Here is a 26,444-nt window from a genome sequence, read left to right on the forward strand (position 1 = left end):
GACGTACTTTTTTATAGTATTGCTGTATTAAAAGGTTATATTATGAATTGTTATAAGTTAGCAAGATAAAGCAGATTAACACTTGTAATAACCAAGTAAAAAACTACCAAACTATTACTAGCATAAAACACAATGCTACCAAGAGAGATTTATGAATCAACAAAATACCAATAATTGCCTTGATACGACTCAAACCGATGTAAAACGCTCTTTTATAATTTCAATTATGCATAAATTAGTTCCTTTTTCGATGATTTGGGTAAGTTTAGTTTTAATGTATGGCGTAATATGTATGTACACTAACACTGTTGGACAAGATGAGTTTTACCGTTTTATCTTCTTTTTGCGTAGCCCTTTTATTGTGGTGCTTAATTGTATTGCATTATTTATTAGTGTTTACCATTCAATAGTTTGGTTTAATTTAATACCCAAAGCTTTACCTTGCACAATATTTAATAAAAAATCTAACGCATTATTACTGATTGCGGGACTGTGGATGGTGATGCTAACTGTTTCGATTTTTTTATTTTTATTTGTATTGAAGTGAGTGGTATTGAATTAATGAAAAATCAACAAATTCACGTTAAAAATACTGATGGAAAAGTCATAAAAGGATTATTTGCTTTAGGCGGTACATGGGCTGCAATTTTTTTACCAGTTGTGCTTGTCATTTTGGCATTTATTATTCCTTTTGGCGATGCAATAACACGTTCTTATATTCTTAAAATAGCCAATAAAGAAATTGGTAAAGTTTTTTTATTTTTGATGATTTCATTACCTATCTGGTGTGGATTACAACAAATTTTATCCATTTTACACGAGCGTAAAATCTATCCTAAACGTGAAAAATTACTGACGTTTGGATTAGCATTAGCATGGACATTACATGCTATTTATATATTGTTTATTCGAATGTAAGAGATATTTTTTTGAATTGTAAGAACAACGGCAAAAATACACAAAACGTTATCAATCAAATCACGTTTTGTGTATTTTAAAGACTAATAATAAGTAAGTTCGCGGGTAATAGTTGTCTGTTTACCACCGTTATTATTTTTAATTTTAATTGCTGTTAGCCAATCGTTTTTTTCATTAAAGGTTGAAAAATTAGTTACATAATGAGCCGCTTCTTTGCCTGATGACAAATAAGTAGCTTCAATGGTTGTTAATCGATGATGACCATTATCATATTGATACGAAAAATCACTCTCATTTCTCATATTATTACTAAATTGATACAACACTTTGGTTAACTGTTGCTCTTGATATCCAAATGTATAAATTGAAGCCCCTTTTTGTTCTTTACCTGTATAGTTACCATTCTCATCAGTTTCTTTAAGCAGCCATTGTACATTTTTATTGATAAGACAATTATTACTGTCGTATACATAATTATCTGTTTCAAAAAAGACAAAATCGGTCGCTTTTTTAGTTTGCTGTGATACGACAATTTTGCCTTGTTCATCGGTATTAAATTGGATAATGCTGTTAGTTTTATCTTCTACATCTTCAATGATATTTTCCCAACCAGATTTATTTTTTTGTAGGTGTTCCGAGTAAATACGGGTATTTTTATCTGAATAAAGATCATAATGGCTTTGTGTGATAAGTCCGTTAGAAGCATATTCTAGTTCGTGCTTAGCTGTAGAGCTGTTAGCATCCGTTCCCAATTTGGTAGTTGAAGTCCGAATCTCTTGTTTAATATTTCTTACTGGTGAGTCAATATAATCGAGGATTTGAAAGATATAGTTATTTGCCTCAACTATATTCTGAATAGGATTATCACTACAGGTTATCGCCATGGCATTTATTGGAATTATTGATAAGCAAGGGGTTAATAAAAAAGGTAGTATTCGTTTTTGCATAATAAACCTGCTAAATAGATTGGTATATTGACTTATTAACAATGGTTTTATTATAAACCATTGTTAAATTATTGCGTTGCATATTTATTTTCTACGCATTAACAGGGCATCTTCCCAACTGACCTCTCTATCTTTTTTCTTATCTTGCTGTAGATCTTGTTGAGATTCATCCTTATGAGTAAATTGCTCTGTTTTGTCAATTTTATCTTTATGTATCATAGTGTTACTTTTCTTTCGAGGTGGCTTATCTAAAAATGAAAGTAATGCTTTTGTATATTCATCTTCAGGAGAATAGAAGATCTTCTCACGTGAGCCTTGCTCAATAATACTACCATCTTTCATAACAACCACTTGGTGACACATAGTGTAAACCAACGCTAAATCATGGCTAATAAACAAATAACTAAGCTGATGCTTTTCTTGCAATGATTTCAGTAAATTAATAATTTGTTTTTGAATAGTATGATCCAACGATGAAGTAGGTTCGTCTAAAATCAATAATTCTGGTTGTAAAATTAACGCGCGAGCAATCGCTATTCTTTGGCGCTGACCGCCAGAAAACTCAGTTGGGTAGCGATAACGCATATCTGGATCAAGCCCAACTTCTTGCATAATATCGATTACTGCTTGTTCACGCTGAACTTTGTTTAATTTTTTATGAGTCATTAATCCTTCACTAATAATTTGTTCAACATTGAGGCGAGGATTAAGCGAAGAGAACGGATCTTGAAATACTACTTGGATACGGCTTCGAAATGGTAATAATTTTTTACCAGTTAAATTTTGTATCGGATGGCTGTCAAATACAATTTTGCCCTGTGATTTAATCAATCGTAGAATAGCTAGTGCTGTAGTGCTTTTACCCGATCCTGACTCACCTACAATGCCAACCGTTTCACCTTGGTGTACAGCAAACCCAATATTGTTGATAATTTTCTTCTTTTGGCTGCTAAATAAACGTTTTTTGGTAATGACTTCAACATTAAGGTGATTAACATTAAGTAATATTCCAGGTGAATCGGGCAATGGTACAGGTTCACCTTTTGGCTCTGAATTCAATAGTGTTTGAGTATATTCATGCTGTGGACGTAAAAAGACACGCTGTTTATTATTGTATTCAATAATTTGGCCCTGTTGCATAACAGCCACTTTATCAGCAAGCTTTTTAACAATACCAAGGTTATGCGAAATAAAAAGCATACTCATATTGAGTTCTTTCTTTAACTCTTTTAGTAACTGAATAATTTGTGCCTGTACAGATACATCTAGTGCTGTTGTCGGTTCGTCAGCAATAAGTAACTTTGGATGCGTTAATATTGCCATAGCAATCATTACTCGCTGCCTTTCGCCACCAGATAGTTGATGAGGATAAGCTGATAATTTACTTTTTGGTTCCTTAATGCCTACACGATCAAGGTATTGTAAAATTTCGCCACGAGCTTGATTACGCTTCATTCCTCGATGTAACGCCAGCACTTCATAAAGTTGCTTTTCAACTGTATGTAGAGGATTTAATGACACCATCGGTTCTTGGAAGATCATGCTAATTTCATTGCCACGAACTTTACGAAGTTCTTTATCTGGCGCATGTAATAATGATTTTCCTTCAAACAAAATATCACCAGTAGGGTATACCACTTGTTCTTTACGTAGTAGTCGTAAAATTGATAATGCGGTAATGCTTTTCCCTGAGCCTGACTCTCCCACTAAAGCAAGTGTTTCTTGCTCATTAATATCAAAACTAACATTACTTACTACTTGCGATAGTAAATGCGTACCACGTTTAAATGCAACACTTAAATCCTGAACGGATAATAAAGGAGAACTCATTAATACACTCCTTTGTTTGGATCAAATGCATCTCTTACTGCTTCACCAATAAAAATAAGCAGTGACAGTAAAGTTGCAATAACTAAAAATGAACTGATGCCAAGCCAAGGAGCTTGTAAATTGTTTTTACCTTGTAGTAATAATCGTCCTAGTGATGGCGAATCAATCGGTAAACCAAAACCTAAAAAATCTAGCGCTGTTAGTGTTGTTATCGAGCCACAAAGTATAAAAGGTAAAAAGGTTAATGTTGCCACCATGGCATTAGGCAAGATATGACGAAACATAATTTTAGTATCACTAACTCCCATTGCTTTAGCTGCACGAATATAATCAAAATTGCGAGTACGCAAAAATTCAGTACGCACAACACCTACTAAAGCCATCCAACCAAATAATACGGTAATACCTAATAACCACCAAAAATTAAGCGGTAAAATACTGGCTAACAGAATAATAACAAATAGCTCTGGTAACCCACTCCATATTTCTATGAAACGTTGACCGATTAGATCAATTTTACCTCCATAATAGCCTTGTATAGCCCCAAAAATGACACCAATAATTGAAGTGAAAATCGTCAAGAAAATCGCAAAAAACATAGATATGCGAAAACCATATAAAATATTGGCTAATACATCGAAACCTGCATCGGTGGTGCCTAACCAATGTGATGCCGAAGGCGGCGTTGGAAACGCGTTTGATGTATCATAAATTAATGTATTGTAGCTATAACGAAATGGCGCCCATAAAATCCAGCCATTAGCTTCTATTTTATTTTGTACAGCAGGATCAAGAAAGTTGGTTTGCGTGGCTAATTGTCCACCAAATTCCGTTTCTGGATAAAAATGAAAAATCGGCGAATAGTAATTATCCTGATATTTAATAAAAATTGGTCTATCGTTAACAATAAAATCAGCAAATAAGCTAATCACAAAACAGATCATAAATAACCAAAGTGAATAATAACCACGACGATTCTGTTTAAATCGTTGCCAACGCTGTTGATTAATAGAGTAATGGGTGGTCATTAGTTGCGAGCCTCAAAGTCAATACGTGGGTCAATCATCATATAAGATAAATCAGATAATAATTTAGTAATAAGGCTGATTAATGTAAAAATATACAATGAACCAAAAATCACAGGGTAATCACGTTGTATAATTGCCTCATATCCCAATAGCCCAAGTCCATTAAGCGAAAAGATAATTTCAATCAATAATGAACCAGTAAATAAAATACCAACAAAAGCTGCAGGAAAGCCCGATACAATCAGTAATGTTGCATTGCGAAAAACATGTTTATATAAAATTTTTCTTTCACTTAATCCTTTAGCACGTGCGGTTATTACATATTGTTTGCGGATTTCATCTAAAAATGAATTTTTAGTTAGCATGGTGAGTGATGCAAAACCGCCAATGACCATTGCAATAGTGGGTAAACAGATATGCCATGCGTAGTCTTTTATTTTGCCCCAAAAATCGAGTTGATCAAAATGGTTCGATATTAGCCCACGTAGAGGAAAAATATCCCAATAACTACCGCCAGCAAATAATACAATAAATAAAACTGCCAATAAAAAAGCAGGTATCGCATAGCCAATAATAATTAAGGTACTTGACCAAAAATCAAATGCAGAGCCATCCTTCACTGCTTTGCGAATGCCTAACGGGATTGAAATTAGATAAACAATCAAAGTACTCCATAATCCTAATGAAATTGAAACAGGTAAACTTTTGGCAATTAAACCTAGTACCGATTCACTTTTAAAAAAACTATTACCAAAATCAAATAATATATATTTCTTTAGTGTTTCGATATAACGTTCAAATATCGGTTTATCAAAGCCGTACTGCTTTTCTATCATTGCGACAACTTGGGGATCAAGACCGCGTGAACCGCGATAATTTGATTCATTTTTATATTGCTGCACTGGCGTAGATGAGCCACCACTCCCAGGCAATAGCCCTTGCCCTGCTTGCGGTCCGTTTTCAATCATAGCAAGCGCCTGATCAACGGGTCCACCTGGCGCAACTTGTACAATAAAAAAGTTGATAGTTAAAATCACAAACAATGTTGGAATAATCAGCAACAGTCGACGAATAAGGTAATTGATCATATTAATGTTTCCGATTTTTAGGTAGGCTAGCTGCTTTGTTTGCATCATACCACCAACTATCAACTCCGATTGCATAAGTAGGTTGTATAGCTGGTTGCCCAAATTTATTCCAGTATGCATAATACGTTTTACTGTTATACCACATTGGAATCATTGGATATTCTTGCGTTAAAATCCGATCAAGCGCTCGTCCTAGCGGGACTAACTCTTCTTGATTATCCACATGTTTGGTGATTTCAGCAATAATGGCATCAATAGCCTTATTATGCAAACCCGAAGCATTCCATGATGAGTTAAGATACTCGCTTCCCCAAAGCACTAGCAAATTAGAGCTTGGGTAATTTACGGCATAATAATCACGTGCAACCATATCATAATCACGTTCACGAACACGTCGTAATTGTTGTGCTGAATCTAGCAAGGTAATATTCATGGTGATCCCCAAACGTGCTAAATTTTGTTGAAAGGGAATGGCATATTTAATATCACTACCGAGGTAACTGATCAGTTCAAATTCAAATGGTTGCTGTGTTTTAGTGTTAATCAGCTTACCGTCTTTAACTTCCCAGCCCGCTTGTTTTAATAATTCTGCTGCCTTTAATAAATTATCACGATTAAAGCCCTGACCATCACTTTTTGGCACATAATAGGCATTGCCGAAAGCACGCTTTGGAATAATATCTTTATAAGCATTAAGCCATTTTAATTCTTGCTCACTAGGTGTGCCGATTGCGGCATAAATGGTATTTTCAAAAAAACTATAAGGTCTTTTGTAACTGTCATAATAAAAGGCATGATTTAGCCATTCAAAATCAAATGCCAAGGTAATGGCTTCACGAACTTTAATATCTTTAAATAGATCTTTTTGTAAATTAAACGCAAGCCATCTAGTGTCGGTAGCTGTTTGAACTGGTTTTTCTTGTTTAATAATATGGTTAGAATCAAAATATCTACCTTGATATTGAGTAAACCAGTTTTTAGGTTGATCTTCAGCACGCAAATCATATTCGCCAGCTTTAAAGGCTTCTAGCGAAACGTTATCATCCATATAATAATCAATACGTTTTTCGTCAAAATTATCTAAGCCTTTATTAATAGGTAAATTACGTGCCCAATAATTCGGATTACGTCGATAAACAACATATTGCCCTAATTTATATTCGCTAATGTAGTATGGACCACTACCAACTGGTGGTGTAGTTAGTGGTTCAGAAAGATCATGATCTTTCCAAAAATGTTTCGGCATAACTCGCATACTACCAACGAATGAAAAGAGTTTTTCCCGATCGGAATCGGGAATATCAACACGCACATGGTGATCATCTATTGCCTTAACTGTAATGCCTTTATTATAAACACGATACTGAGGCACGCCTTCGGTCATAAATTTGTGAAAGGTAAACTCAACATCATGGGCTGTTATTGGTTTCTCATCTTGAAAACGAGCGTTGGAATTAATAGTAACCTCAGCCCAACGATAACTATCAGAATAAGTTATTGATGTCGCAATAAGTGGATAAAAACTAGTAATATCATCAGCCGTATTGGTAAAAAGCGTGTCATATAACGCTCCCGAATTTCGCTCAGGTGCTCCACGGCTAGCATAGCGATTCAAATTATCAAAAGAGCCAACTTCAGCCAGTTTAATTACTCCACCTTTAGGTGCATTAGGATTTACATAATCAACATGTTGGAAGTCAACATGATACTTTGGTTGACCTGAAAGTGAAAAGATGGTTTTGTGGTAAATTACCTCACGTTTTTCAGTAGGAATAACGATATCAATTTGTTTATCCTGAGATGATTGAACAGGAATATTAACATCGATTTCTTCCTCAGTTTGAGGTGAAATTGTTTGCGGTAAAATTTGTTGTTCTTCATCGGCAAAAGCAGGTGCAGAACAAATGGCTATACCACTTAGGCAACTCAAGATGAATAATATTTTTGTAGGTTGTTTAATTCGACTAATCATCCTAATTCCGTTCCTGCTTTTATTTAACAATAACATGTTTATATTACTTTTTATTTATTATTAACAAATTCAAATCATTTAAGACAATCATCATCGCCTAGCTAGGGTGTCTATTTTGCCAAACTTCAACTAAATGAGCAAAAACTAATTAATAAAGTTTATATAAAATGATAATGTTAGCGAAAAGCATACCGTTATTTTTAGATTAAACAAGCTATATTGAATCAATTATACATTTTATATTTTTCAATATGATTAACTATGCCTTACATAAATTGGGATATATTGACAGCTATCTTTTTGTGAAAAAGTTTCAGGTAACTATACGTTTCAGTATAAATATCTTGAAAATAGATAAGAAATCAAAAAAACGATTATCATTGTTCAATTGAAAAGTTGGATGTACTTACCACTCATAAAAGAAATATTACGTATTGTTGGCTAAACTCAAAATATGATTTATTACCGTTTTTGCTTGATGACTGTTTTTCCAACAAGTTGAACCTGATAATAACGTACTTTTGTTAAGAATTTCATCTAAACTAGCATTACGCAATTTATCGAAAGAATCGAAGTGCATATCTTCAAGTCTTTCAATAATTTTGGCATCCACGAATTTAAGCTCCATCAACTGCTGTCGTTCTGATTCTGAAAAGGCAATATTATTCCCATTACGTTATATTAAATATGCTTTTAAAATAATGTATTTTTGTAGCTTTTTTAAGTAGGCGCCTATTAATATTTTATAGGCATAATGCTTTGTTATTAATAGATTTTATCGAGATTATATCATAACAACATTTTTATGCCTTTTCTTTTTATTACAAACTCAAGATCTTTTAATTACCTTGAAGAATTGCTAATAAATCCTCCGAAGTTTTAACTGCGTGAATTCGTGTTAGCGTATCTTCAGCAATTACAGCTCGGGTTAGTTGACGTAAAATATCTAAATGTTCATTGGCTTTTGCAGCAATACCAATGACAACATAAGCTATATTATTATCTTCGTCCCAATTGATTCCTTCAGGATAATATATGATTTTGATTCCAGTTTGGATAACACTATCACGTTTTTCCGTTGTGCCGTGTGGAATGGCGATTCCGTTACCTAAAAAAGTTGAAATTTGGTTATCACGATCAAACATTGCTTGGGTATAGTCATCTTTGACTAACTTAGCTTGGATCATCTTTTCTGATACATGTTTAATTGCTTCTTTTTTAGAATAGGATCCAGTTACGATTGAAATATCATGTACTGTCAAATTTAATGTGCTCATTTCTATTCCTTACTAAAATGAATATACCGAAATAAATCGGTATATTTCTTGATTGATTAAACTGATTTTTTGGCAACTAATTGTCGATTTTGATGAATACGTACTAAACCTAATAAAATAGCGCCAACTAGTGCTCCTACGAAGATACAGCCTACCCATAAAAATGGTTTATTAACCAATGGCAGAACTAAAAATCCTCCATGTGGCGCTGGAACTTGAATTTGACATATGAATGTCAATACTGATGCAATTGCAGAAGATAACATCATAATTGGAATTACTCGCAAAGGATCCTTAGCCGCAAATGGGATTGCACCTTCTGTAATGTGTGTCGAACCTAAAACATAGTTAACAAGTCCAGCAGCACGTTCTTCTTCTGTGAAAGCTTTGCTGCGGAAAATAGTGGTAGAGAATGCAATAACAAAGGGTGGTACTATACAAGCAGCAGACACACCTGCCATGAAATAGAAATTTCCTTCACCTAACAACATAGTGCCAGTAACATACGCTGCTTTATTAACAGGACCACCAAAGTCAAACGAACACATTGCTCCAATAACAATACCGAGTAAAACAGGATTTGCAGATTGTAATGATTCAAGGAAAGATTTCATTCCATTATTAATACTTGCAATTGGACCACCAAGTAAAAACATACCTGCACCGATAACAAATACACCAATTAATGGCATAATAAAAATCGATTTAAGTCCTTCAAATGAACGAGGTAATCCATCTAACATTTTTTTGACATAAAGCATTAAATAGCCTGCTGCAAAGCCAGCTATAATTCCGCCTAAGAATCCTGCACCAGTAATGTTGGCAATTAAGCCACCAACAAAACCAGCCACCATACCAGGTTTTCCACCTATTGAATAGGCAATAAATCCAGTAAAGATTGGTACCATTATGCCAAATGCTTGCCCACCTATTTTCATTAACAATGCAGCAAATTCATTATATTGGGCATTATTAGGGTCGGCTGAATAGATTCCCCATAAAAAAGATAAAGCAATTAGTACTCCACCAGCGACAACAAATGGTAGCATGTTTGACACACCACTCATTAAGTGCTTATAGATTTGGCGTCCAATCGATTCTTTTACTTCTACTTGGTTTGATGAAACTGTGTTATTAGTGCTATTTTGGGCGCCTTTACGAACAGGAACTGTACCTGACATAATTTTTTCGATTAGTGCTGCAGCCTTATGGATACCGTCTTTAACCGGTACTTCAACCACGGGTAAACCATTAAAGCGATCTGGATTGACATCTTTATCTGCTGCAATAACAACGCCAATTGCATTGACAATATCAGCATCAGTAATGGCGTTATCAATACCACCTGCACCATTGGTTTCCACTTTTATTTCGACTCCAGCCTTTTGGGCCGCTGATTTTAAGGCCTCTTCAGCCATATAAGTATGCGCGATACCGGTTGGGCAGCCTGTAACGGCTAATATTTTTTTCATAACAATCTCCTTTACTTGATTAGGGTAACTTCAAGTTGATCCATATAAATATTGATTTTATTTAGTAAACCTAATCCGTCTGATTCTGCAACGTTAGCGCCTGTTGCTGATGCCTTTTTTATGGCTTTTTCAATATGTTGTTGTTCAGGTAGCCATTCACTAAGAAAAGCTGCTAGTGACGCATCACCGGCACAAGCCGAGCTAATTAATTTGATTTTTACAGCATTGCAAAACCAAATATTTGTCCCATTAGAAAAGTAAAGCCCTTTAGCGCCCATGGTTAATAAAATATTTCTCGCTCCTTGCGCATGAATATTTTCTAATGCAGCGATGACTTGTGGTTTTGTTTTCGTTTCAAAGCCAAAAATCTCTTTTACTTCATCATCATTAGGTTTAATTAATAGTGGTTTATAGGAGAGTAAATCACTTAATTTTGGGTGACTAATATCAAGGATAACTTGAATATTTTTTTTGTTGCATAAATTTAAAATAGCCTCGTAATATTCAGATTCAATATTATTTGGCAAGCTACCACTGATGACTAAATAACTATTGTTAACCAGTGATTCAATAATAGTTAGCATTTCTGTTTTTTTATCATTAGGTATAAACGGACCTTTACTGACTAATTTATATTCGTTTTCATTATCATTGATAAAAACATTAATACGCGTGATATCATCAATAAAACAGGGTTTTGTCTTGACCTGTATTTTCGTTAGTTCATCAATAATATATTTACCAGAAAATCCGCCAAAGAATCCTAATGCACAAGTGGGGCTATCAAATTTATGCAATACGATTGAAACATTGACTCCTTTGCCATTCGGGCTATATTCAGTATGAGAGGTTCGATTAACTGCATTAGGGTTAAGCCCTTGACAATGAATATTCATATCGATTGCAGTGTTAAGTGTTAATGTATAGATCATTATCTTGGCCTCTATAATTTGCCTGCACATCCACATGTTGTAATAATTTTTTTGACAATGTCTTTCATTGCTGCTTTTGCAGGTTTCATATAATGGCGGGGATCATTGGCATCGGGATGTTCAATAAAGTATTGTTTTAATGCATCTGAAAATGCAATTTTTAATTCTGTCGCAACATTTACTTTACAAATTCCACGCTTAATACACTCACGCACGTCTTTCTCTGGAACACCCGAAGCGCCATGTAATACGAGAGGAATATCAACCATTGAGCGAATTTCTGATAAACGATCAAAATCCAGTTTTGGCTCTGATTTATAAAGACCATGTGCTGTACCAATGGCGATAGCGAGGGAGTCAATTCCTGTTTTTTCAATAAAATCTAAAGCTTGTTTTGGATTAGTATATAAAGCATCTTTATCATTAACGATTAAATCATCTTCAACGCCACCAAGGCGACCTAATTCAGCTTCAACACTAACATCGTAACGGTGAGCATATTCAACTACTTGTTTGACAATGGCGATATTTTCTTCATATGGAAAATGGGATCCATCAATCATGACCGATCTTACTCCAGCATTAATTTTACTGGTGATATCGTTATATTCTTCGTGATGATCTAAATGGACAGCTAATGGAATGTTATGCTTTTTTGATAAAGCATTTGCTATAGCAAGTATATTTTCTGTTTCTGCATAACTGTATGTACCAGGTGTACCAGCCAAAATAACGGGCGATTGTAATTCTGTTGCTGTTTCAACAACGACCTGCATAGTTTCTAAGTTATGGATATTAAAGGCAGGCACAGCATAATGTTCTGTTTGAGCCTTTTTTAGCATGTTATTACTTGAAATAATAGTCATATAACTTCTCCTTAATAATCTAATTCACTTTGTATTATGTTAGTAACTTTTGTTTTGAAAATTATTTCCATTAATTATGATTTCAAAACGAAAGTTAAGCTAGTAATAATCGCGTGAGTTAGATCACAAAAATTAACATTACTTTTAAAACGAAATAAAAAAGATTGATAAATTTTCGTTTTGATAGTTAACATGTATATGTAAAACGCTGTGGGATAAAAAATGTTAATTATTAATGGTATGATTTATAAGATAAAATTCTAATCATAGTTTGATGTTGACCTAATATATGATTAATTCTATTATCACTATCCTTAATTTTTATCTATGGCGTAGGAAATAAAATTGGCTAGAGCATCTTCAGGTTTATTAAAACGACGATTACAAATTGCAGAAATTGTTCGTAAGCAAGGTGAAGTTAAAGTTGATGAATTATCTGAATTGCTTCAGGTCTCAAATGTGACTATTCGTCAAGATTTAACTTATTTAGAGCAGCAAGGATATTTAAAGCGTTCTTTTGGTGGTGCAATTTATGTTACCCCTGAAGGTGTGTTTAATCAGCTAAGTGTTAATACACCAAGTTATATACAAAGTAATAGTTGTGATATTGAATTAGTTAAAACCTGTTTAAGTTATATTAGTGATGGCGATATATTGTTTTTAAGCCATGGAAATTTGATAAGAAAGTTGATTCCGTTTTTACATTGCAAAAAATCATTAATACTTATTATGAATGACATTAGCAATGCACAATTAGCGAAAGAGTTTACCGATGCTGAAGTAGTGCTTGTTGGTGGAGCCGTACTGGAAGGGAATCTTTTGTTAGATAACAAAATGATCAATTTTATTTTGAACCAATTTTCTATATCGCATTTTGTTATCGAATTAAGTTCAATCAATACTGATAATCAATTGATTATTGAAAGTTTAGAACAGGTTAGAATTTATCAACAAATAATGAAAAAAGCAGCACATACAATTGGCATATTACCGCAACGTATTATTCATAATAATGATAATAGTATTGGAACTTTAGTTGATATTGATATGGTGATGTTATCAAGATCTGCTGTAACCGAGTATCATCAACAATTATTAGATGCTAATTTTGAGCAGCTTATTTCAAATAAATATTGTGTAACTTATCAAAACAAATTGGAGACATAATATGCGTTTTAAAATCTGCACGATAGGCGAACTGCTAGTTGAGTTTTTAGCAAAAGAACAAAATCAGCGTTTCGATCAAGCTGGGGAGTTTATCGGCCCTTTTGTTAGTGGCGCCCCTGCAATATTTGCAGATCAAGTTGCAAAATTAGGTTTTCCTGTTGTTTTTTTTAGTTGTGTAGGAAAAGATATTTTTGGAAAAATGTGCATCCATCGCCTTAAAAGTGATGGTGTCATTATTGATGGTATTACTCCACATAATAAGGCCAATACAGGTAGTGCGTTTGTTACTTATAAAGGTTCTAATGAAAGAGATTTTATTTTTAACATTCCAAATAGTGCATGTGGTTTACTTTCGTTTAACCATATTAATGAAAACTTATTAAGAGATTGTACTCATTTGCATGTAATGGGGTCATCGCTTTATTCATTTCGTGTGATTGATGCTATGAGAAAAGCATTGGATATCATCAAAAGTAAAGGTGGTACAATTTCATTTGATCCTAATCTACGCAAAGAAATGTTTGATATACCAGAAATGGAACAATCTTTCGATTATATTATGGAGTATACCGATATATTTTTACCTAGTGAAAGCGAAGTTAGCTATTTTATTAACAATAATGAAAATGAACAACAAACCATGTTTAAGTTGCTTAAAAAAGGTATTAAACATATTGTGGTAAAAGGGGGGACTAAAGGAGCTAAATATTATGGACTTGATGAACAAGGTCATTTACAAAAACTTCATGCTGATGGATACAAGGTCAACTCGATAGATCCAACTGGTGCGGGAGATTGTTTCGGAGCAACATTTGTCAGTTTAATGTTAGCAGGTTACTCTGTTGAACAAGCCTTACAATATGCTAACGCTAGTGGTGCTTTAGCCGTATCTAAAAAGGGTCCGATGGAAGGAACTTCTACATTAGCTGAACTAAAACATTTCCTTTTTCATACTTCAATTGAATAGTTATTAAAATTAATGTGATTATCGGAATTATAGGCAAAAAAAACCCAATAACAAAAGTTATTGGGAAAACATAAGGAATAGGAAAACAATGAAATAATGCATTGTCGAGACATAGTATGTACTTTTTTTTGAAGAAAGTCTGTAAAGATATGTGAATAATTGATTAAATAGTTCGTATCTATCATGTTAAATAAACGTAAAGGATAAGTTTTTTTAGATAAATATAGGTATTTCAAAATGTTATCTATAAAAACATCTCTAATAACGAATTCAAGAATAACTTGCCATGATCAGTTACCAGCCAGTTTTGTTTATCCTCAATTAAATAGTTCTTTTCAATGGCAATCGCTATTTGTTTTTCAACTGAGTGTAAAGGTAAATAAGTCCGTTGCTCAAATTCATGTTTAGGTGTTGGTTCAAAAAGTCTAAAACGATTCATAAAAAATTCAAAAGGTAATTCCTCTTTTGGAACTGTATAATATTTATCTAAATAACGTCCCTCTAAATATCCTTTTGGGTGACGAGTTTTTATAGTGCGAATAATTTTCCCATCAGGTTGCGTTAATTTACCATGAGCGCCACATCCAATACCTAAATAGTCTCCAAATCGCCAATAATTTAAGTTATGTTGGCATTGGGATCCTTCTTTAGCATAAGCAGAAGTTTCATATTGTTGGTAACCACTTTTAGTTAATAATTGATTACCTTGTTGATAAATTTCCCAAAGTTTATCATCATCAGGTAAAACTGGTGGTTTTGAACCAAATAGCGTATTTGGCTCAATCGTTAATTGATACCAAGATAAATGCGGTGGTGCAATAGCAATGGCTTGTTTTAGGTCATATAGAGCATCATCAATACTTTGATTTGGCAAACCATGCATTAAATCTAAATTAAAACTTCTTAAATTTAATGTTTTGGCAATTTTTCCGGCTGTGATTGCTTCTTTGGGATCATGCACCCGTCCTAATTTAACAAGTTTATCGGTCTGAAAACTTTGCACGCCAATTGATATTCGGTTTATACCTGCTTGTTGATAGCCATTAAATCTTTCTATATCAACAGAATTTGGGTTAGCTTCAATGGTGATTTCGGCATCTTTATGTATTGGGATGATCTCATTTATATTTAATAATAATTTATCAATCAACTCGGCTGAAAATAGACTAGGTGTACCTCCACCGATAAAGATTGAATGAATTGAGCGATTTGAACAGAAAATTGTATCGTTTTGTAGGTCTTTAAGTAAATGCTCTATATAAGATTCATAATTTGGCGTTTTTTTTATGGTATGTGAATTAAAATCGCAATAGGGGCATTTTTGTACGCACCATGGCATATGAATATATAAACTTAATGGGATTTTATACATAAACGTAGTGTTACCTGAAACTTTTTGACAAAAAAATTAGAGTGCTGTTTCACTATTTATAGTGCTTTATTTTACTCCAATTCTTTAAAAAATGCTTTTGCATCTATTATGTTTTTATTATTAACTTAAAAAGTATACAATTATCAATAATTTGTTAAATTTATTATTTAGGAGTAAATATGAGTATATGTAAAGAGATTTTAGATAGTAGCTTATCAGGTGTATCCTTAAGCCCATCAATTAAACAATCAATTTATGGTGAACTGCCAATTTTAGTTATTAATCATAGCACTTGTTGTGCTGCCGTTGCATTACAAGGTGCACACTTATTATTTTGGCAACCATCTACTGAAAAAACACCAGTTGTTTGGCTGAGTAACAAAACAAATTTTAAAAAAGGCGTAGCTATTCGAGGTGGAGTGCCTGTTTGTTGGCCTTGGTTTGGTCAGTTAGGCAATCCTTCTCATGGTTTTGCACGCATTGTCGAATGGACATTAGATTCATGTAAAGAGGACGAGCAAGGCGTTACCCTTGTTTTATCGCTCACTAATAATCCGCAGACAGAATCTTATTGTAGCAAACCTTTCTCGGTATCATTAAATCTTCATCTAGGTAAAACTTGTGAAGTTTCTTTAAGCTGCTCAGCAGATTTTGATGTAACTAGTGCTCTACATACTTATTTTGGAGTTGATAATATTGATAGTGTTGTAGTCAAAGGTTTAGGTGAAGCTTATCAAGAAAGACTTGCTGCTGAAAACAAATCAGCGACTGTAGGCCAATTGACATTTAATCAAGAGGTCGATCGTATTTATACCAATGCAAGTAATCAAATCACTGTTACTGATGGCACTCGAACAATTCAATTAACCAATACTAATGTAAGTGATGTTGTTACTTGGAATCCATGGATAAATAAAGCTAAATCAATGGGAGATTTTGGTGATGATGAGTATAAATCTATGGTTTGTGTCGAAGCAGGTTGTATCACAAAACCATTAAAGTTATTACCGAATAAAAAATCAACTTATGGTTTTAAAATAGAATTGATCTAAGTGTGCATATAATATTCCATATACGTAATCAATATTTTACTGATTTGTAATATGATTAATTGATTGCGTTTAGAGGGATAACACTTTATAATCTCCAACGCTTTTTAAAGTACTAGTTTGATAGCCAATTACTGGGTCGCCTGTAATTGGTTTCTATTTTAAATAATTAAGAGAAATTAATATGTTTACATTCAAAGCTGAAGTTAGAAAAGAGCATGGTAAGGGTGCGAGCCGCCGCCTGCGTCACGCTGGTAAATTCCCAGCCATTATTTATGGTGGAACTGAACCTGCAATCTCTGTTGTGCTTGATCACAACCAAGTTTTTAATATGCAAGAAAAACCAGAATTTTATTCTGAAGTGTTAACTATTGAAGTTGACGGAAAAGCAGTTAAAGTAAAAGTGCAAGCAGTACAACGTCATGCATTTAAACCAAAATTAGTTCATATGGATTTTGTACGAGCATAATTTGCTTATTGGGAAATTACCCAATAACTTGTTTCAAGCAAAAGGTCACCCAGAGGTGGCCTTTTTGTTTTAGAGTAAACAAAGGATAATGCCTATTACTATGATTTATCCTATTAATCGGGTGTACACCAACCATTCAACATAATAGAATAATTACATTATACCATCGTAGGAGAAAACCATGTCTGATATCCCAGCTTGCGATTTAGTTATTTTTGGTGCTAAAGGGGATTTGACAAGACGTAAATTATTACCGTCTTTATATCAATTAGAAAAGTACGGAAAGCTACCTGAACAAACAAAGATTTTAGGCGTAGGGCGCGCTGATTGGGATCATGCCGCTTATTGTGAGGTAGCAAAAGAAGCGCTAATCTCGTTTATGCCAGAACCGTTAGACGATAATATTTGGCAACGATTTAGCCAACGATTGGACTTTCATAAATTAGATGTTAATGATAGTGCTGGTTTTGAAGGATTGAAAAATAAACTTGATTTGAATCATCCAGCTATTTTCTATTTTGCAATGCACCCGGGTGCTTTTGGGACTATTTGTCAAGGTTTAGCTGCTGCAGGATTAAATCAATCGCAAAACCGCATTGTGATGGAAAAACCACTTGGAACAGATCTCAAGTCATCTCAAGAAATCAATGATTCAGTGGCTAAATTCTTTAGTGAGTCGCAAGTTTATCGTATTGATCATTACTTAGGTAAAGAATCAGTATTAAACCTATTAGCCTTACGATTTGCTAATACAGTGTTTGCATCATTTTGGGATCGTAATTCTATTGATCATGTTGAAATTACGGTAGCTGAACAAGTAGGTATTGAAGGCCGTTGGGGATATTTTGATAAAGCCGGTCAAATGCGTGATATGGTACAAAACCATTTATTACAAATATTAACCATGATTGCCATGTCCCCACCTGCTAATCTTGAAGATGATAGCTTGCGTAATGAAAAAATAGCAGTACTTAATGCGCTTAGACCAATTAACAAATCCAATATTCGTGAAAAAGTAGTTCGAGGGCAATATACAGCAGGTTTTGTTAATGGTGTTAATGTGCCAGGCTATTTAGAAGAAGATGGCGCAAACCCAAAAAGTAATACCGAAACATTTGTTGCAATTCGAGTTGATATTGATAACTGGCGCTGGGCAGGTGTTCCTTTTTATTTACGTACTGGTAAGCGCTTACCAAGTAAATGTTCTGAAGTTGTAGTTTATTTCAAACCATTACCGCTTAATTTATTTAGTGAATTTTATCCAGAATTGCCACAAAATAAATTGACGATTCGTTTACAACCTGATGAAGGTATGGATATTGAAATCCTAAATAAAGTACCAGGGTTGGATAGTAATCATAATTTACAAACCACTAAACTTGACTTAAGTTTCAGCGAAACTTTTCACCAACAAAGTGCTGATGCTTATGAGCGTTTATTACTTGAAGTTATGCGTGGTCGCCAAGCATTATTTGTTCATCGTGATGAAGTTGAAGCAGCATGGAAATGGGTTGATTCAATTATTAGTGCATGGGAAACAGAAAAAGAACCACCAAAAACTTATCAAGCCGGAACTTGGGGACCAGTCGCATCCGTTGCCTTAATCACTAAAGATGGGCATTCATGGCACGAATTTGAATAAAGGAAAAATAACTATGTTTACGTTAAATAAATATCAAAATAGTCAATTATTGATCGAAGATTTAACCTCACATATCGTCAATGAATTAAAACAGGCCATTGTACAAAAAGGACATGCTTCAATTGCGGTTTCTGGTGGTAAAACACCTATTCCATTATTTGTTTCACTAAGTCAACAAAATATAGAATGGAGCCGAGTTTTTATTACGTTGGTGGATGATAGATGGGTTGATGATACTGATGATGCTAGTAACGAAAAGTTAGTGAACACTTATCTATTACAAAATAATGCTAAATTGGCTAATTTTGTTGGTTTAAAAAACAGTTGTAATAATCCATTTGATGGTGCAGAAGTTACAGATAAACTTTTAGATAAAATTCCGATGCCATTTGATGTAATTGTTTTAGGTATGGGAGAAGATGGGCATACTGCCTCATTATTCCCAGGCGCAGCTAATTTGGCTAACGGTTTAGATATGAAATCTGGACGGAAAGTTGTTGGTATGACACCATTAACAGCACCACTAGATCGTATTACATTAACATTGCCAGCTATTTTAAATAGCAAAAATATCTACCTACATTTAGTTGGTGAAAGCAAATTGTGTGTATTAGAACAAGCCGAAAAAAATAATGATGTTAATCAAATGCCTATTCGTGCTGTTTTGCAGCAAGATAAAGTTAATATAACTGGGTTTTGGACCGTATCTTAAATTTTCCTCATTTTTTTGCCGACTTACGTCGGCAAATCCCCCCTCCTTAATTTTCTTATACCAGCAATTTATTTTCTACATAAAAACCTAGAAGATGCTTTTAAATCATTTATAAATTAATTATTCAAATACCTATTAATTTATTAAATTTTGTGGTAAAAAGTGGGGTTAAGTGGTAAAAATGGGTGTTTTTATTAATATGTTGATTTTTATTAATTAAAATTTAAATAAATTATAAAGAAAAATACTTTTATGTTTAGTGGTGCAATTTCAATTAGTTTAGATAATAAAGGACGGTTAGCTATTCCTACTCGCTACCGTGAATCTTTATCTGAAGGTATGGTTTGCACAATTGGTTTATACGACCCATGCTTGACACTTTATTCAATGTCCGAATGGAAATGTATTGAACAGCAACTTGCAACATTATCAACCATTGTTGAAACTGAACGTAGAATAAAAAGATTGTTATTGGGGTATGCAACTGAGTGCCTAATGGATAATTCTGGACGAATTTTATTGTCACCTACATTGCGTACTTATGCAAAATTAGAAAAAAATATAATGTTTGTTGGTCAATCTAATAAATTTGAAATTTGGGATGAGGCAAGTTGGTATCAACAAATTAATGATGATATTACCGCATTATCAAGCGATATTGAAAACTTATCAGATAATTTGAAAAGTTTAACTATTTAATAAGAGTGAAGATTGATGGATTATCAACATACGACGGTTTTATTAAACGAAGCTGTGAATGCATTAAATATAAAAAAAGATGGCATTTATGTTGATGGTACCTTTGGACGAGGAGGCCATTCTCGTTTAATACTTGAACAACTTGGAGCACAAGGACGATTGATTGCTATTGATCGTGATGAGCGTGCAGAGCAAACTGCGTTACAGATAATAGATCCTCGATTTACTTTTATTCGTGGTGAATTTTCTAATTTATACCGATATATTGAAGAGTTAGAATTATTGGGCGAAATTGATGGTGTCTTGTTAGATCTAGGTGTTTCATCACCACAACTTGATGATCCTGACAGGGGATTCTCTTTTATGCGTGATGGACCTCTTGATATGCGTATGAATACTAGCCAAGGTTTAACTGCAAGTGAATGGTTACTTAGCAGTGATGAAGACGATATTTCATGGGTATTAAAGACATTTGGTGAAGAGAAATTTGCCAAACGTATTGCTCGATCGATTGTCGAGCAGAATAAAATCTCGCCGATTACTCGTACCTTAGAGTTGGCTAATTTAATTGAAAAAGCTATACCAAGAAAGGATAAAAATAAGCATCCAGCTACACGTAGTTTTCAGGCTATTCGTATTTATATTAATAGTGAATTGGAAGAAGTCGAGCAAGTGCTAAATAGTTGTTTATCAGTGCTTGCCAATCAAGGAAGATTAGCGGTTATTAGCTTTCATTCTTTAGAAGATAGGATTGTAAAACAATTTATTAGTAAACAGAGTAAAGGTCCAGATTTACCAACACGATTACCATTAACTGAACAACAAATTAAACAATATGGTAGTGCTAAATTAAAATCACTTGGCAAAATTAAACCAAATACTATTGAAATTAATAATAACCCGCGCTCCCGAAGCGCAATATTAAGGGTAGCAGAAAGGAAAAATGAATAACCAAGACAATGATTTTTTTCTAGATAAAACTTATATTGATAAAAATTTTCAAAAAAGACCGAGTAAAAGCTTGTTTGGTGTAATTATTGGGGATTTATTTAGGCATCAAAAAATTTCATTGTTATTACTTGTGATGATTATTATTTCTGCTGGTGCAGTATTAATAACAACGCAACAAATTCGTAAACAGTTATTTGAACGTGAGCAACTTTTATTAGAACAAGATGTGTTAGAAAGCGAATGGCGGAATTTAGTTATTGAAGAAAATGTACTTGCTGATCCAAAACGTGTCGAAGAGAAAGCTAAAAATCAATTAGGTATGTCTTATGTGACACAGCAAAATGAAACAGTCATTGTAATAAAGAGTAAATAATGAAACCTGCCACTAAATATAAAAAAAATAAAACTAAAAAGGTTGCAAAAACAAATAAAAATAATAGGTTAAATGGTAAAAGACAGTTTTTTACACCGAATCGTTTTTATATTATATATGGACTTATTATTTTAGCGATTATTTGTCTTATGGCTCGAATGGCATTATTGCAAATTATTGAACCAGATAAACTGATTGCTGAAGGTAATAAGCGCTCACTTCGTCACCAAGAAATTGATGCACCAAGAGCCATGATCACCGATCGTAATGGGCGTGCGTTAGCAGTAAGTGTACCGATGTTTGATGTTTGGGCAGATCCTAAAATTGTTGTGCAAAAAGGTGGTGTTAAAGCTGATGATATTAGATGGCAAGGATTAGCACAAACGTTGAATATTCCAATGTCAACGCTAAAGCAAAAATTAAACAACCCATCAATGAGATTTGTTTATTTGTCTAAGCAAGTAACGCCAACAATATCTGACTATTTAAAAAAACTAAAGTTACCGGGGATATCGTTTGCTAAAACATCTAAACGTTATTACCCTGCGGCAGAAAATATAGCTCAATTAATTGGTTTAACAGATATTGATGCAAATGGTGCTGAGAAAGGTTCTGAAGGTATTGAAAAAAGCTTTAATAAATGGTTAATAGGTGAATCGGGGCAAAGAGTTGTAAGACGTGATCGAGTAGGTCGTGTTATTGAAGAATTAGAACGGACAGAAACAGAAACAGCATCAGATTTAATATTAAGTATAGATGAGCGTTTACAATCACTAGTTTATAGCGAACTTAGTCAAGCGGTTCAATTTAACAAAGCAGACAGTGGAACAGCTGTATTGGTTGATGTGCATAGTGGTGAGATTTTAGCGATGGCAACCAGTCCATCTTATAATCCAAATAATCGCTCATCAATTGATTATAATTTATTGAGAAATAGAGCTGTTACTGATGCGTTTGAACCAGGCTCTACGGTTAAACCGCTAGTTGTAATGGCTGCCTTAGAAAAGAAAATTGCTAACTTAAATACTATTATCGATACTAGACCTTTTTATGTTAATCGTTATGAAATTAAAGATGTGTCATATCAAAAAACACTTAATTTGGCAGGTATCTTAGAAAAATCAAGTAATGTTGGAGTAAGTAAGCTAGCTTTACAAATGCAACAGGATGATCTTGTAGAATTCTATAGTCGATTTGGATTAGGTCAACCAACGGAATTAGGCTTAGGTGGTGAAGTTAGTGGTTCAATTGCAGCCGATAGAACCAGAAAATGGGCTGATATTGAGCGAGCAACATTTGCGTTTGGATATGGATTAACTGTTACCCCATTACAGTTAGCAAGAGCTTATGCAACTATCGGTAGTTATGGAATTTACCGACCTGTATCAATTTTAAAAGTCACAGAACCTGTTAAGGGTAAACGTGTAGTTTCTGAAAAAGATGCTAAAACAGTTGTTCAATTAATGGAGGCTGTAGCTGTTACTGGTGGAGGAACTAAAGCATCGGTTCCTGGTTATAGTGTTGGAGTTAAAACAGGAACAGCGAAAAAATTATCTGGTGGACGGTATGTTAATCAATATTTAGCTTATACCGCAGGTATCGCTCCAGCAACAGCACCAAAGTATTCACTAGTTGTTGTTATTGATAATCCTAAAGCTGGCCAATATTATGGTGGTTCAGTTTCTGCGCCTGTTTTCAGTCGCATTATGGGCGGTGTGCTTAGAACGATGAATGTAAAACCTGATCGCCAAGTTGATGGGCAAATGATTATTTATTAGTAGGTGAAAATGCTAGCAACAAACTCGTTTAAAACATTATTGGAATTATTAGGTGGAAGATGTAATTTAAAATTAGATGATTTTCCACTTAATCATTTGCGTATAGATAGTCGCAAAGTAGGAAAAAACGATGTGTTTATCGCTATCAAAGGTCATACAGTTGATGGTCAAGCATTTATTCCACAAGCTATTTCAATGGGGGCGGTTGTTATCTTAGTAGAAGCAAGTAGAAAATCAAATGACTTAAAAATCGACTATATTAAGCATGAAAATAAATCGATAATTCCACAAATTAGTGTTTTCCAACTTTCACAGCGTCTATCCTTGATTGCTAATGAGTTTTATCATTCTCCATCAAAAAAATTATCTGTTATTGGTGTGACAGGAACCAATGGGAAAACAACTGTTAGTCAGCTTATTGCCCAATGTTTAACATTATTGAATAAAAAAACAGCATTAATGGGCACCATTGGTAATGGAATTTATAATGAACTTGAGCCATCAGTTAATACAACGTTATCAGCAGTAGATGTGCAAACCTTATTAGCCGAATTTGTAGAGAAACAGGTCAAAGTTGTAACGATGGAAATTTCTTCACATGGGCTTGCTATGGACCGAGTTAAAGGACTAAATTGCGCTGCTACTGTATTTACCAATTTAAGTCGAGATCATCTAGATTATCATAAGACAATGAGTAGATATGCAAAAGCAAAATGGTCGTTATTTAGTCCCGATGAAAAAGACAAACAAGTTTTAGCTGCGGGTAAATCAATTATTAATTATGATGACAAATATGGTAAAAGATGGATTGAAAAACTTCCACAAGTGACAGCTGTATCATGTCAAACAAAATCATTACGTCGACTCAAGGCGTTAAATATACCTTATGTTGGTGTATCAATGATCGAATATCATGATAAAGGTGCCCAAATTCATATGGAATCAAGTTGGGGAAATGCCATTATTATTAGCCGATTGCTAGGTGAATTTAATGTTTCTAATTTGTTATTAGCCATAGCTACACTTTTAACATTGAACTACCCATTTTTTGCTGTTGTTAATATGGCTTCTTTTTTGACTCCAATCTGTGGGCGAATGGAGGTTTTACATGTAAAAAATAGCCCAACGGTTATTGTTGATTATGCACATACTCCAGATGCGTTACAGAAAGCTTTGCAAGCTAGTCGAATTCATTGTAAAGGTTCTTTATGGGTGATTTTTGGATGTGGTGGCGATAGGGATACTGGAAAAAGACCTTTAATGGCTGAAATCGCAGAACAATTTGCCGATAAAATTGTTTTAACTAATGATAATCCACGCACTGAAGATGAAATGAAGATTATTCATGATATTCAACAAGGTTTACATCACACTGATAATGTACTCATAATTACCAATAGAGTGCAGGCTATTACGCAAACATTAAAGCAGGCTAAGCCTAATGATGTCATTTTAATTGCAGGTAAAGGGCATGAGGACTATCAAATAATTGGTAATACCAAATATCACTATTCAGATCAAGAAACAGTGAAAAAAATTCTAGGAGTAGAGAATCAATCATGATTCCATTAGAAATTGAGCAAATAAAAAAAATAGTTAATGGTGAATGTTATTACATTCAAGATGAAAGTGCTGTGATTGATACAATTTGCACTGATTCACGAAAAATAATAAAACAATCGCTATTCATCGCACTTGTTGGAAATAATTTTGATGGACATGCTTTTGCTGAACAATCTATTAAAGATGGTGCTATAGCCGTGATCGTCGATCATAAACTTGATAAGCCCATACCACAGATTGTTGTTAAGGATACTCGCTTGGCTTTAGGGGGAATCGCTAATTTTATCCGGCAGCAAAGTACAGCTAAAATTGTTGCGCTTACAGGTTCATCAGGTAAAACGTCAGTTAAAGAAATGACTGCGGCAATATTACAACACTGTGGACAGACCCTTTATACACAAGGCAATTTCAATAATGATATTGGGGTGCCATTAACACTGTTACGTTTAACTAAACAAGACCAGTTTGCAGTTATAGAATTAGGCGCTAATCATATTGGTGAAATTGCCTATACTACAAATTTTGTTAAACCACAAAGTGCTTTAATTAATAATATTGCAGAAGCACATATAGAAGGTTTTGGATCACTTGAAGGTGTAGCAAAAGCTAAAGGCGAAATCTTTCAAGGATTGCTTGATGGTGGTATTGCTATTATTAATTTAGATAGTTGTTCTGATAAATGGTTTACTCAGTTAGTAAACAAAACAGTTTGGACTTTTTCGTTAACGAACCCTTCTGCTCAATTTTATGCTAGTAATATTCAACACGAAAAAAAAACAACATTTACATTACATACACCTAAAGGTGAATGTGAGATTATGTTATCGCTAGTTGGGAAACATAATATTTCAAATGCGATCGCGGCATCAGCTTTAGCACTTTCTGTCGGAGCGACTTTGAATCAGATTCAACATGGCTTAGCCTCTTTAACGCCTGTAAAAGGCCGGTTATTTCCAATAAAATTAAATCAAACCCAATTAATTTGGGATGATACTTATAATGCTAATGTTGGATCGATGTCAGCGGCTGTCAAAGTTTTGGCAAAACAGCCCGGTTATCGGATTTTAGTTGTCGGTGATATGGGTGAGCTAGGGCCAGAAGCTGAAAAATATCATTGCCAAATAGGTGAGCTTGCTCATGATGAAAAAATTGATTGTGTAGTAAGTGTAGGCAAATTAAGTCAATTTATTAGCCAGTTTAGTGGTGTGGGTCACCATTTCAATAATAAACAAGATGCAGTGAATTATCTATTAATGCTGTTACGCCAACAACCAAATTTAACAATGTTAGTTAAAGGTTCGCGTAGTGCAAAAATGGAAGAAGTTATCGAAAAAATTCAAATTGAACAACTCAAAATGAGTCAGGATTAAGA

General features: G+C 34.0%; 24 protein-coding genes and 1 pseudogene. 14 read left to right on the forward strand and 11 right to left on the reverse strand.

All coding sequences use genetic code 11. The annotated features are described in order from the left end of the window. Positions 1-151: 151 nt before the first annotated feature. Entirely contained in the window at positions 152-547 is a 396-nt protein-coding gene (locus J6569_RS00500; protein WP_051634141.1) for a hypothetical protein, read from the forward strand. Positions 548-561: 14 nt separating this feature from the next. After that, positions 562-918 carry a fumarate reductase subunit FrdD gene (gene frdD, locus J6569_RS00505; protein WP_296317147.1) on the forward strand — a complete coding sequence of 119 codons (357 nt, stop codon included), beginning with the start codon at positions 562-564 and terminating at the stop codon, positions 916-918. An 83-nt stretch (positions 919-1,001) separates the two neighbouring features. On the opposite strand, the gene J6569_RS00510 is transcribed toward frdD, so the two are convergent. The 10 genes and pseudogenes from J6569_RS00510 to J6569_RS00555 form a co-directional block, all read right to left on the reverse strand. Then, positions 1,002-1,865 carry a hypothetical protein gene (locus tag J6569_RS00510; RefSeq protein ID WP_296317149.1) on the reverse strand — a complete coding sequence of 288 codons (864 nt, stop codon included), beginning with the start codon at positions 1,863-1,865 and terminating at the stop codon, positions 1,002-1,004. A gap of 246 nt (positions 1,866-2,111) precedes the next feature. Next, a pseudogene (gene yejF, locus J6569_RS00515) lies at positions 2,112-3,695 on the reverse strand (microcin C ABC transporter ATP-binding protein YejF); the annotation flags it as partial. Further along, positions 3,695-4,723 (reverse strand): ABC transporter permease, encoded by a 1,029-nt coding sequence (locus J6569_RS00520; RefSeq protein WP_174798750.1) that lies wholly within the window; start codon positions 4,721-4,723, stop codon positions 3,695-3,697. The pseudogene yejF and the gene J6569_RS00520, both read right to left, overlap by 1 nt. After that, on the reverse strand, positions 4,723-5,811 hold the full coding sequence (locus J6569_RS00525) for a microcin C ABC transporter permease YejB (RefSeq protein WP_034910220.1): 1,089 nt from the start codon (positions 5,809-5,811) through the stop codon (positions 4,723-4,725). The genes J6569_RS00520 and J6569_RS00525 overlap by 1 nt, the downstream gene beginning before the upstream one ends. Before the next feature lies 1 nt (position 5,812). Further along, positions 5,813-7,783, reverse strand: coding sequence for an extracellular solute-binding protein (locus tag J6569_RS00530; RefSeq protein WP_174798749.1), 1,971 nt, complete (start codon positions 7,781-7,783; stop codon positions 5,813-5,815). 427 nt (positions 7,784-8,210) lie between these two features. Then, positions 8,211-8,411, reverse strand: coding sequence for a helix-hairpin-helix domain-containing protein (locus J6569_RS00535; RefSeq protein ID WP_194240433.1), 201 nt, complete (start codon positions 8,409-8,411; stop codon positions 8,211-8,213). A 211-nt stretch (positions 8,412-8,622) separates the two neighbouring features. Then, the gene (locus tag J6569_RS00540) at positions 8,623-9,060 is read right to left on the reverse strand and encodes a PTS sugar transporter subunit IIA (protein ID WP_296317151.1); all 438 of its coding nucleotides are present in this window, start codon (positions 9,058-9,060) and stop codon (positions 8,623-8,625) included. A 56-nt stretch (positions 9,061-9,116) separates the two neighbouring features. Continuing rightward, positions 9,117-10,532, reverse strand: a complete 1,416-nt coding sequence (locus tag J6569_RS00545) for a PTS fructose transporter subunit IIC (protein ID WP_296317153.1) — start codon at positions 10,530-10,532, stop codon at positions 9,117-9,119. A gap of 11 nt (positions 10,533-10,543) precedes the next feature. Continuing rightward, positions 10,544-11,464, reverse strand: a complete 921-nt coding sequence (gene pfkB, locus J6569_RS00550) for a 1-phosphofructokinase (protein ID WP_065590357.1) — start codon at positions 11,462-11,464, stop codon at positions 10,544-10,546. Positions 11,465-11,475: 11 nt separating this feature from the next. Then, complete coding sequence (locus tag J6569_RS00555; protein WP_034910211.1) at positions 11,476-12,330, reverse strand: tagatose bisphosphate family class II aldolase; 855 nt, start codon at positions 12,328-12,330, stop codon at positions 11,476-11,478. Between the two features lie 345 nt (positions 12,331-12,675). Here J6569_RS00555 and J6569_RS00560 point away from each other — a divergent pair, with 345 nt between their 5' ends. Both J6569_RS00560 and J6569_RS00565 read left to right on the forward strand, forming a co-directional pair. Further along, positions 12,676-13,497: a DeoR/GlpR family DNA-binding transcription regulator gene (locus J6569_RS00560; protein ID WP_065590359.1), complete on the forward strand. Its 822-nt coding sequence runs from the start codon at positions 12,676-12,678 to the stop codon at positions 13,495-13,497. 1 nt (position 13,498) lies between these two features. Continuing rightward, the gene (locus J6569_RS00565; RefSeq protein ID WP_296317155.1) at positions 13,499-14,464 is read left to right on the forward strand and encodes a sugar kinase; all 966 of its coding nucleotides are present in this window, start codon (positions 13,499-13,501) and stop codon (positions 14,462-14,464) included. Between the two features lie 244 nt (positions 14,465-14,708). Here the strand turns inward: J6569_RS00565 and hemW are convergent, their stop codons facing one another. After that, on the reverse strand, positions 14,709-15,836 hold the full coding sequence (gene hemW / locus J6569_RS00570) for a radical SAM family heme chaperone HemW (RefSeq protein WP_296317157.1): 1,128 nt from the start codon (positions 15,834-15,836) through the stop codon (positions 14,709-14,711). Positions 15,837-16,015: 179 nt separating this feature from the next. Here hemW and J6569_RS00575 point away from each other — a divergent pair, with 179 nt between their 5' ends. The 10 genes from J6569_RS00575 to murF all read left to right on the forward strand — a co-directional run bounded on the left by J6569_RS00575 (position 16,016) and on the right by murF (position 26,442). Next, on the forward strand, positions 16,016-16,888 hold the full coding sequence (locus tag J6569_RS00575; protein ID WP_296317159.1) for a D-hexose-6-phosphate mutarotase: 873 nt from the start codon (positions 16,016-16,018) through the stop codon (positions 16,886-16,888). Between the two features lie 181 nt (positions 16,889-17,069). After that, positions 17,070-17,354, forward strand: a complete 285-nt coding sequence (rplY, locus tag J6569_RS00580; RefSeq protein WP_065560399.1) for a 50S ribosomal protein L25 — start codon at positions 17,070-17,072, stop codon at positions 17,352-17,354. A gap of 181 nt (positions 17,355-17,535) precedes the next feature. Further along, positions 17,536-18,996 (forward strand): glucose-6-phosphate dehydrogenase, encoded by a 1,461-nt coding sequence (zwf, locus tag J6569_RS00585; protein WP_296317162.1) that lies wholly within the window; start codon positions 17,536-17,538, stop codon positions 18,994-18,996. A 13-nt stretch (positions 18,997-19,009) separates the two neighbouring features. Next, the gene (gene pgl / locus J6569_RS00590) at positions 19,010-19,708 is read left to right on the forward strand and encodes a 6-phosphogluconolactonase (RefSeq protein ID WP_296317164.1); all 699 of its coding nucleotides are present in this window, start codon (positions 19,010-19,012) and stop codon (positions 19,706-19,708) included. Between the two features lie 252 nt (positions 19,709-19,960). Beyond that, positions 19,961-20,407 (forward strand): division/cell wall cluster transcriptional repressor MraZ, encoded by a 447-nt coding sequence (mraZ, locus tag J6569_RS00595; protein ID WP_065590397.1) that lies wholly within the window; start codon positions 19,961-19,963, stop codon positions 20,405-20,407. A 15-nt stretch (positions 20,408-20,422) separates the two neighbouring features. After that, complete coding sequence (gene rsmH / locus J6569_RS00600) at positions 20,423-21,358, forward strand: 16S rRNA (cytosine(1402)-N(4))-methyltransferase RsmH (RefSeq protein ID WP_296302291.1); 936 nt, start codon at positions 20,423-20,425, stop codon at positions 21,356-21,358. Beyond that, the gene (gene ftsL, locus J6569_RS00605; protein WP_085164936.1) at positions 21,351-21,731 is read left to right on the forward strand and encodes a cell division protein FtsL; all 381 of its coding nucleotides are present in this window, start codon (positions 21,351-21,353) and stop codon (positions 21,729-21,731) included. Before rsmH ends, ftsL begins: the two co-directional genes overlap by 8 nt. Continuing rightward, positions 21,731-23,509, forward strand: coding sequence for a peptidoglycan glycosyltransferase FtsI (gene ftsI, locus J6569_RS00610; RefSeq protein WP_065590395.1), 1,779 nt, complete (start codon positions 21,731-21,733; stop codon positions 23,507-23,509). Before ftsL ends, ftsI begins: the two co-directional genes overlap by 1 nt. A 9-nt stretch (positions 23,510-23,518) precedes the next feature. Beyond that, complete coding sequence (gene murE, locus J6569_RS00615; RefSeq protein ID WP_296317165.1) at positions 23,519-25,072, forward strand: UDP-N-acetylmuramoyl-L-alanyl-D-glutamate--2,6-diaminopimelate ligase; 1,554 nt, start codon at positions 23,519-23,521, stop codon at positions 25,070-25,072. Beyond that, positions 25,069-26,442, forward strand: a complete 1,374-nt coding sequence (gene murF / locus J6569_RS00620) for a UDP-N-acetylmuramoyl-tripeptide--D-alanyl-D-alanine ligase (protein WP_296317167.1) — start codon at positions 25,069-25,071, stop codon at positions 26,440-26,442. Before murE ends, murF begins: the two co-directional genes overlap by 4 nt. Positions 26,443-26,444: the final 2 nt, after the last annotated feature.

The sequence above is a fragment of the Gilliamella sp. genome, from assembly GCF_024104075.1.
Classification (GTDB): domain Bacteria; phylum Pseudomonadota; class Gammaproteobacteria; order Enterobacterales; family Orbaceae; genus Gilliamella; species Gilliamella bombi.

Coding starts and splice junctions, on each gene's coding strand:
- J6569_RS00510 (WP_296317149.1), bottom strand. CDS start 1,865: ATGCAAAAACGAATACTACCTTTTTTATTAACCCCTTGCTTATCAATA.
- J6569_RS00525 (WP_034910220.1), bottom strand. CDS start 5,811: ATGATCAATTACCTTATTCGTCGACTGTTGCTGATTATTCCAACATTG.
- J6569_RS00555 (WP_034910211.1), bottom strand. CDS start 12,330: ATGACTATTATTTCAAGTAATAACATGCTAAAAAAGGCTCAAACAGAA.
- hemW (WP_296317157.1), bottom strand. CDS start 15,836: ATGTATAAAATCCCATTAAGTTTATATATTCATATGCCATGGTGCGTA.
- J6569_RS00520 (WP_174798750.1), bottom strand. CDS start 4,723: ATGACCACCCATTACTCTATTAATCAACAGCGTTGGCAACGATTTAAA.
- pgl (WP_296317164.1), top strand. CDS start 19,010: ATGTTTACGTTAAATAAATATCAAAATAGTCAATTATTGATCGAAGAT.
- zwf (WP_296317162.1), top strand. CDS start 17,536: ATGTCTGATATCCCAGCTTGCGATTTAGTTATTTTTGGTGCTAAAGGG.
- J6569_RS00540 (WP_296317151.1), bottom strand. CDS start 9,060: ATGAGCACATTAAATTTGACAGTACATGATATTTCAATCGTAACTGGA.
- mraZ (WP_065590397.1), top strand. CDS start 19,961: ATGTTTAGTGGTGCAATTTCAATTAGTTTAGATAATAAAGGACGGTTA.
- J6569_RS00530 (WP_174798749.1), bottom strand. CDS start 7,783: ATGATTAGTCGAATTAAACAACCTACAAAAATATTATTCATCTTGAGT.
- J6569_RS00575 (WP_296317159.1), top strand. CDS start 16,016: ATGAGTATATGTAAAGAGATTTTAGATAGTAGCTTATCAGGTGTATCC.
- murE (WP_296317165.1), top strand. CDS start 23,519: ATGCTAGCAACAAACTCGTTTAAAACATTATTGGAATTATTAGGTGGA.
- ftsL (WP_085164936.1), top strand. CDS start 21,351: ATGAATAACCAAGACAATGATTTTTTTCTAGATAAAACTTATATTGAT.
- murF (WP_296317167.1), top strand. CDS start 25,069: ATGATTCCATTAGAAATTGAGCAAATAAAAAAAATAGTTAATGGTGAA.
- J6569_RS00535 (WP_194240433.1), bottom strand. CDS start 8,411: ATGGAGCTTAAATTCGTGGATGCCAAAATTATTGAAAGACTTGAAGAT.
- ftsI (WP_065590395.1), top strand. CDS start 21,731: ATGAAACCTGCCACTAAATATAAAAAAAATAAAACTAAAAAGGTTGCA.
- J6569_RS00500 (WP_051634141.1), top strand. CDS start 152: ATGAATCAACAAAATACCAATAATTGCCTTGATACGACTCAAACCGAT.
- J6569_RS00565 (WP_296317155.1), top strand. CDS start 13,499: ATGCGTTTTAAAATCTGCACGATAGGCGAACTGCTAGTTGAGTTTTTA.
- frdD (WP_296317147.1), top strand. CDS start 562: ATGAAAAATCAACAAATTCACGTTAAAAATACTGATGGAAAAGTCATA.
- pfkB (WP_065590357.1), bottom strand. CDS start 11,464: ATGATCTATACATTAACACTTAACACTGCAATCGATATGAATATTCAT.
- J6569_RS00545 (WP_296317153.1), bottom strand. CDS start 10,532: ATGAAAAAAATATTAGCCGTTACAGGCTGCCCAACCGGTATCGCGCAT.
- rplY (WP_065560399.1), top strand. CDS start 17,070: ATGTTTACATTCAAAGCTGAAGTTAGAAAAGAGCATGGTAAGGGTGCG.
- rsmH (WP_296302291.1), top strand. CDS start 20,423: ATGGATTATCAACATACGACGGTTTTATTAAACGAAGCTGTGAATGCA.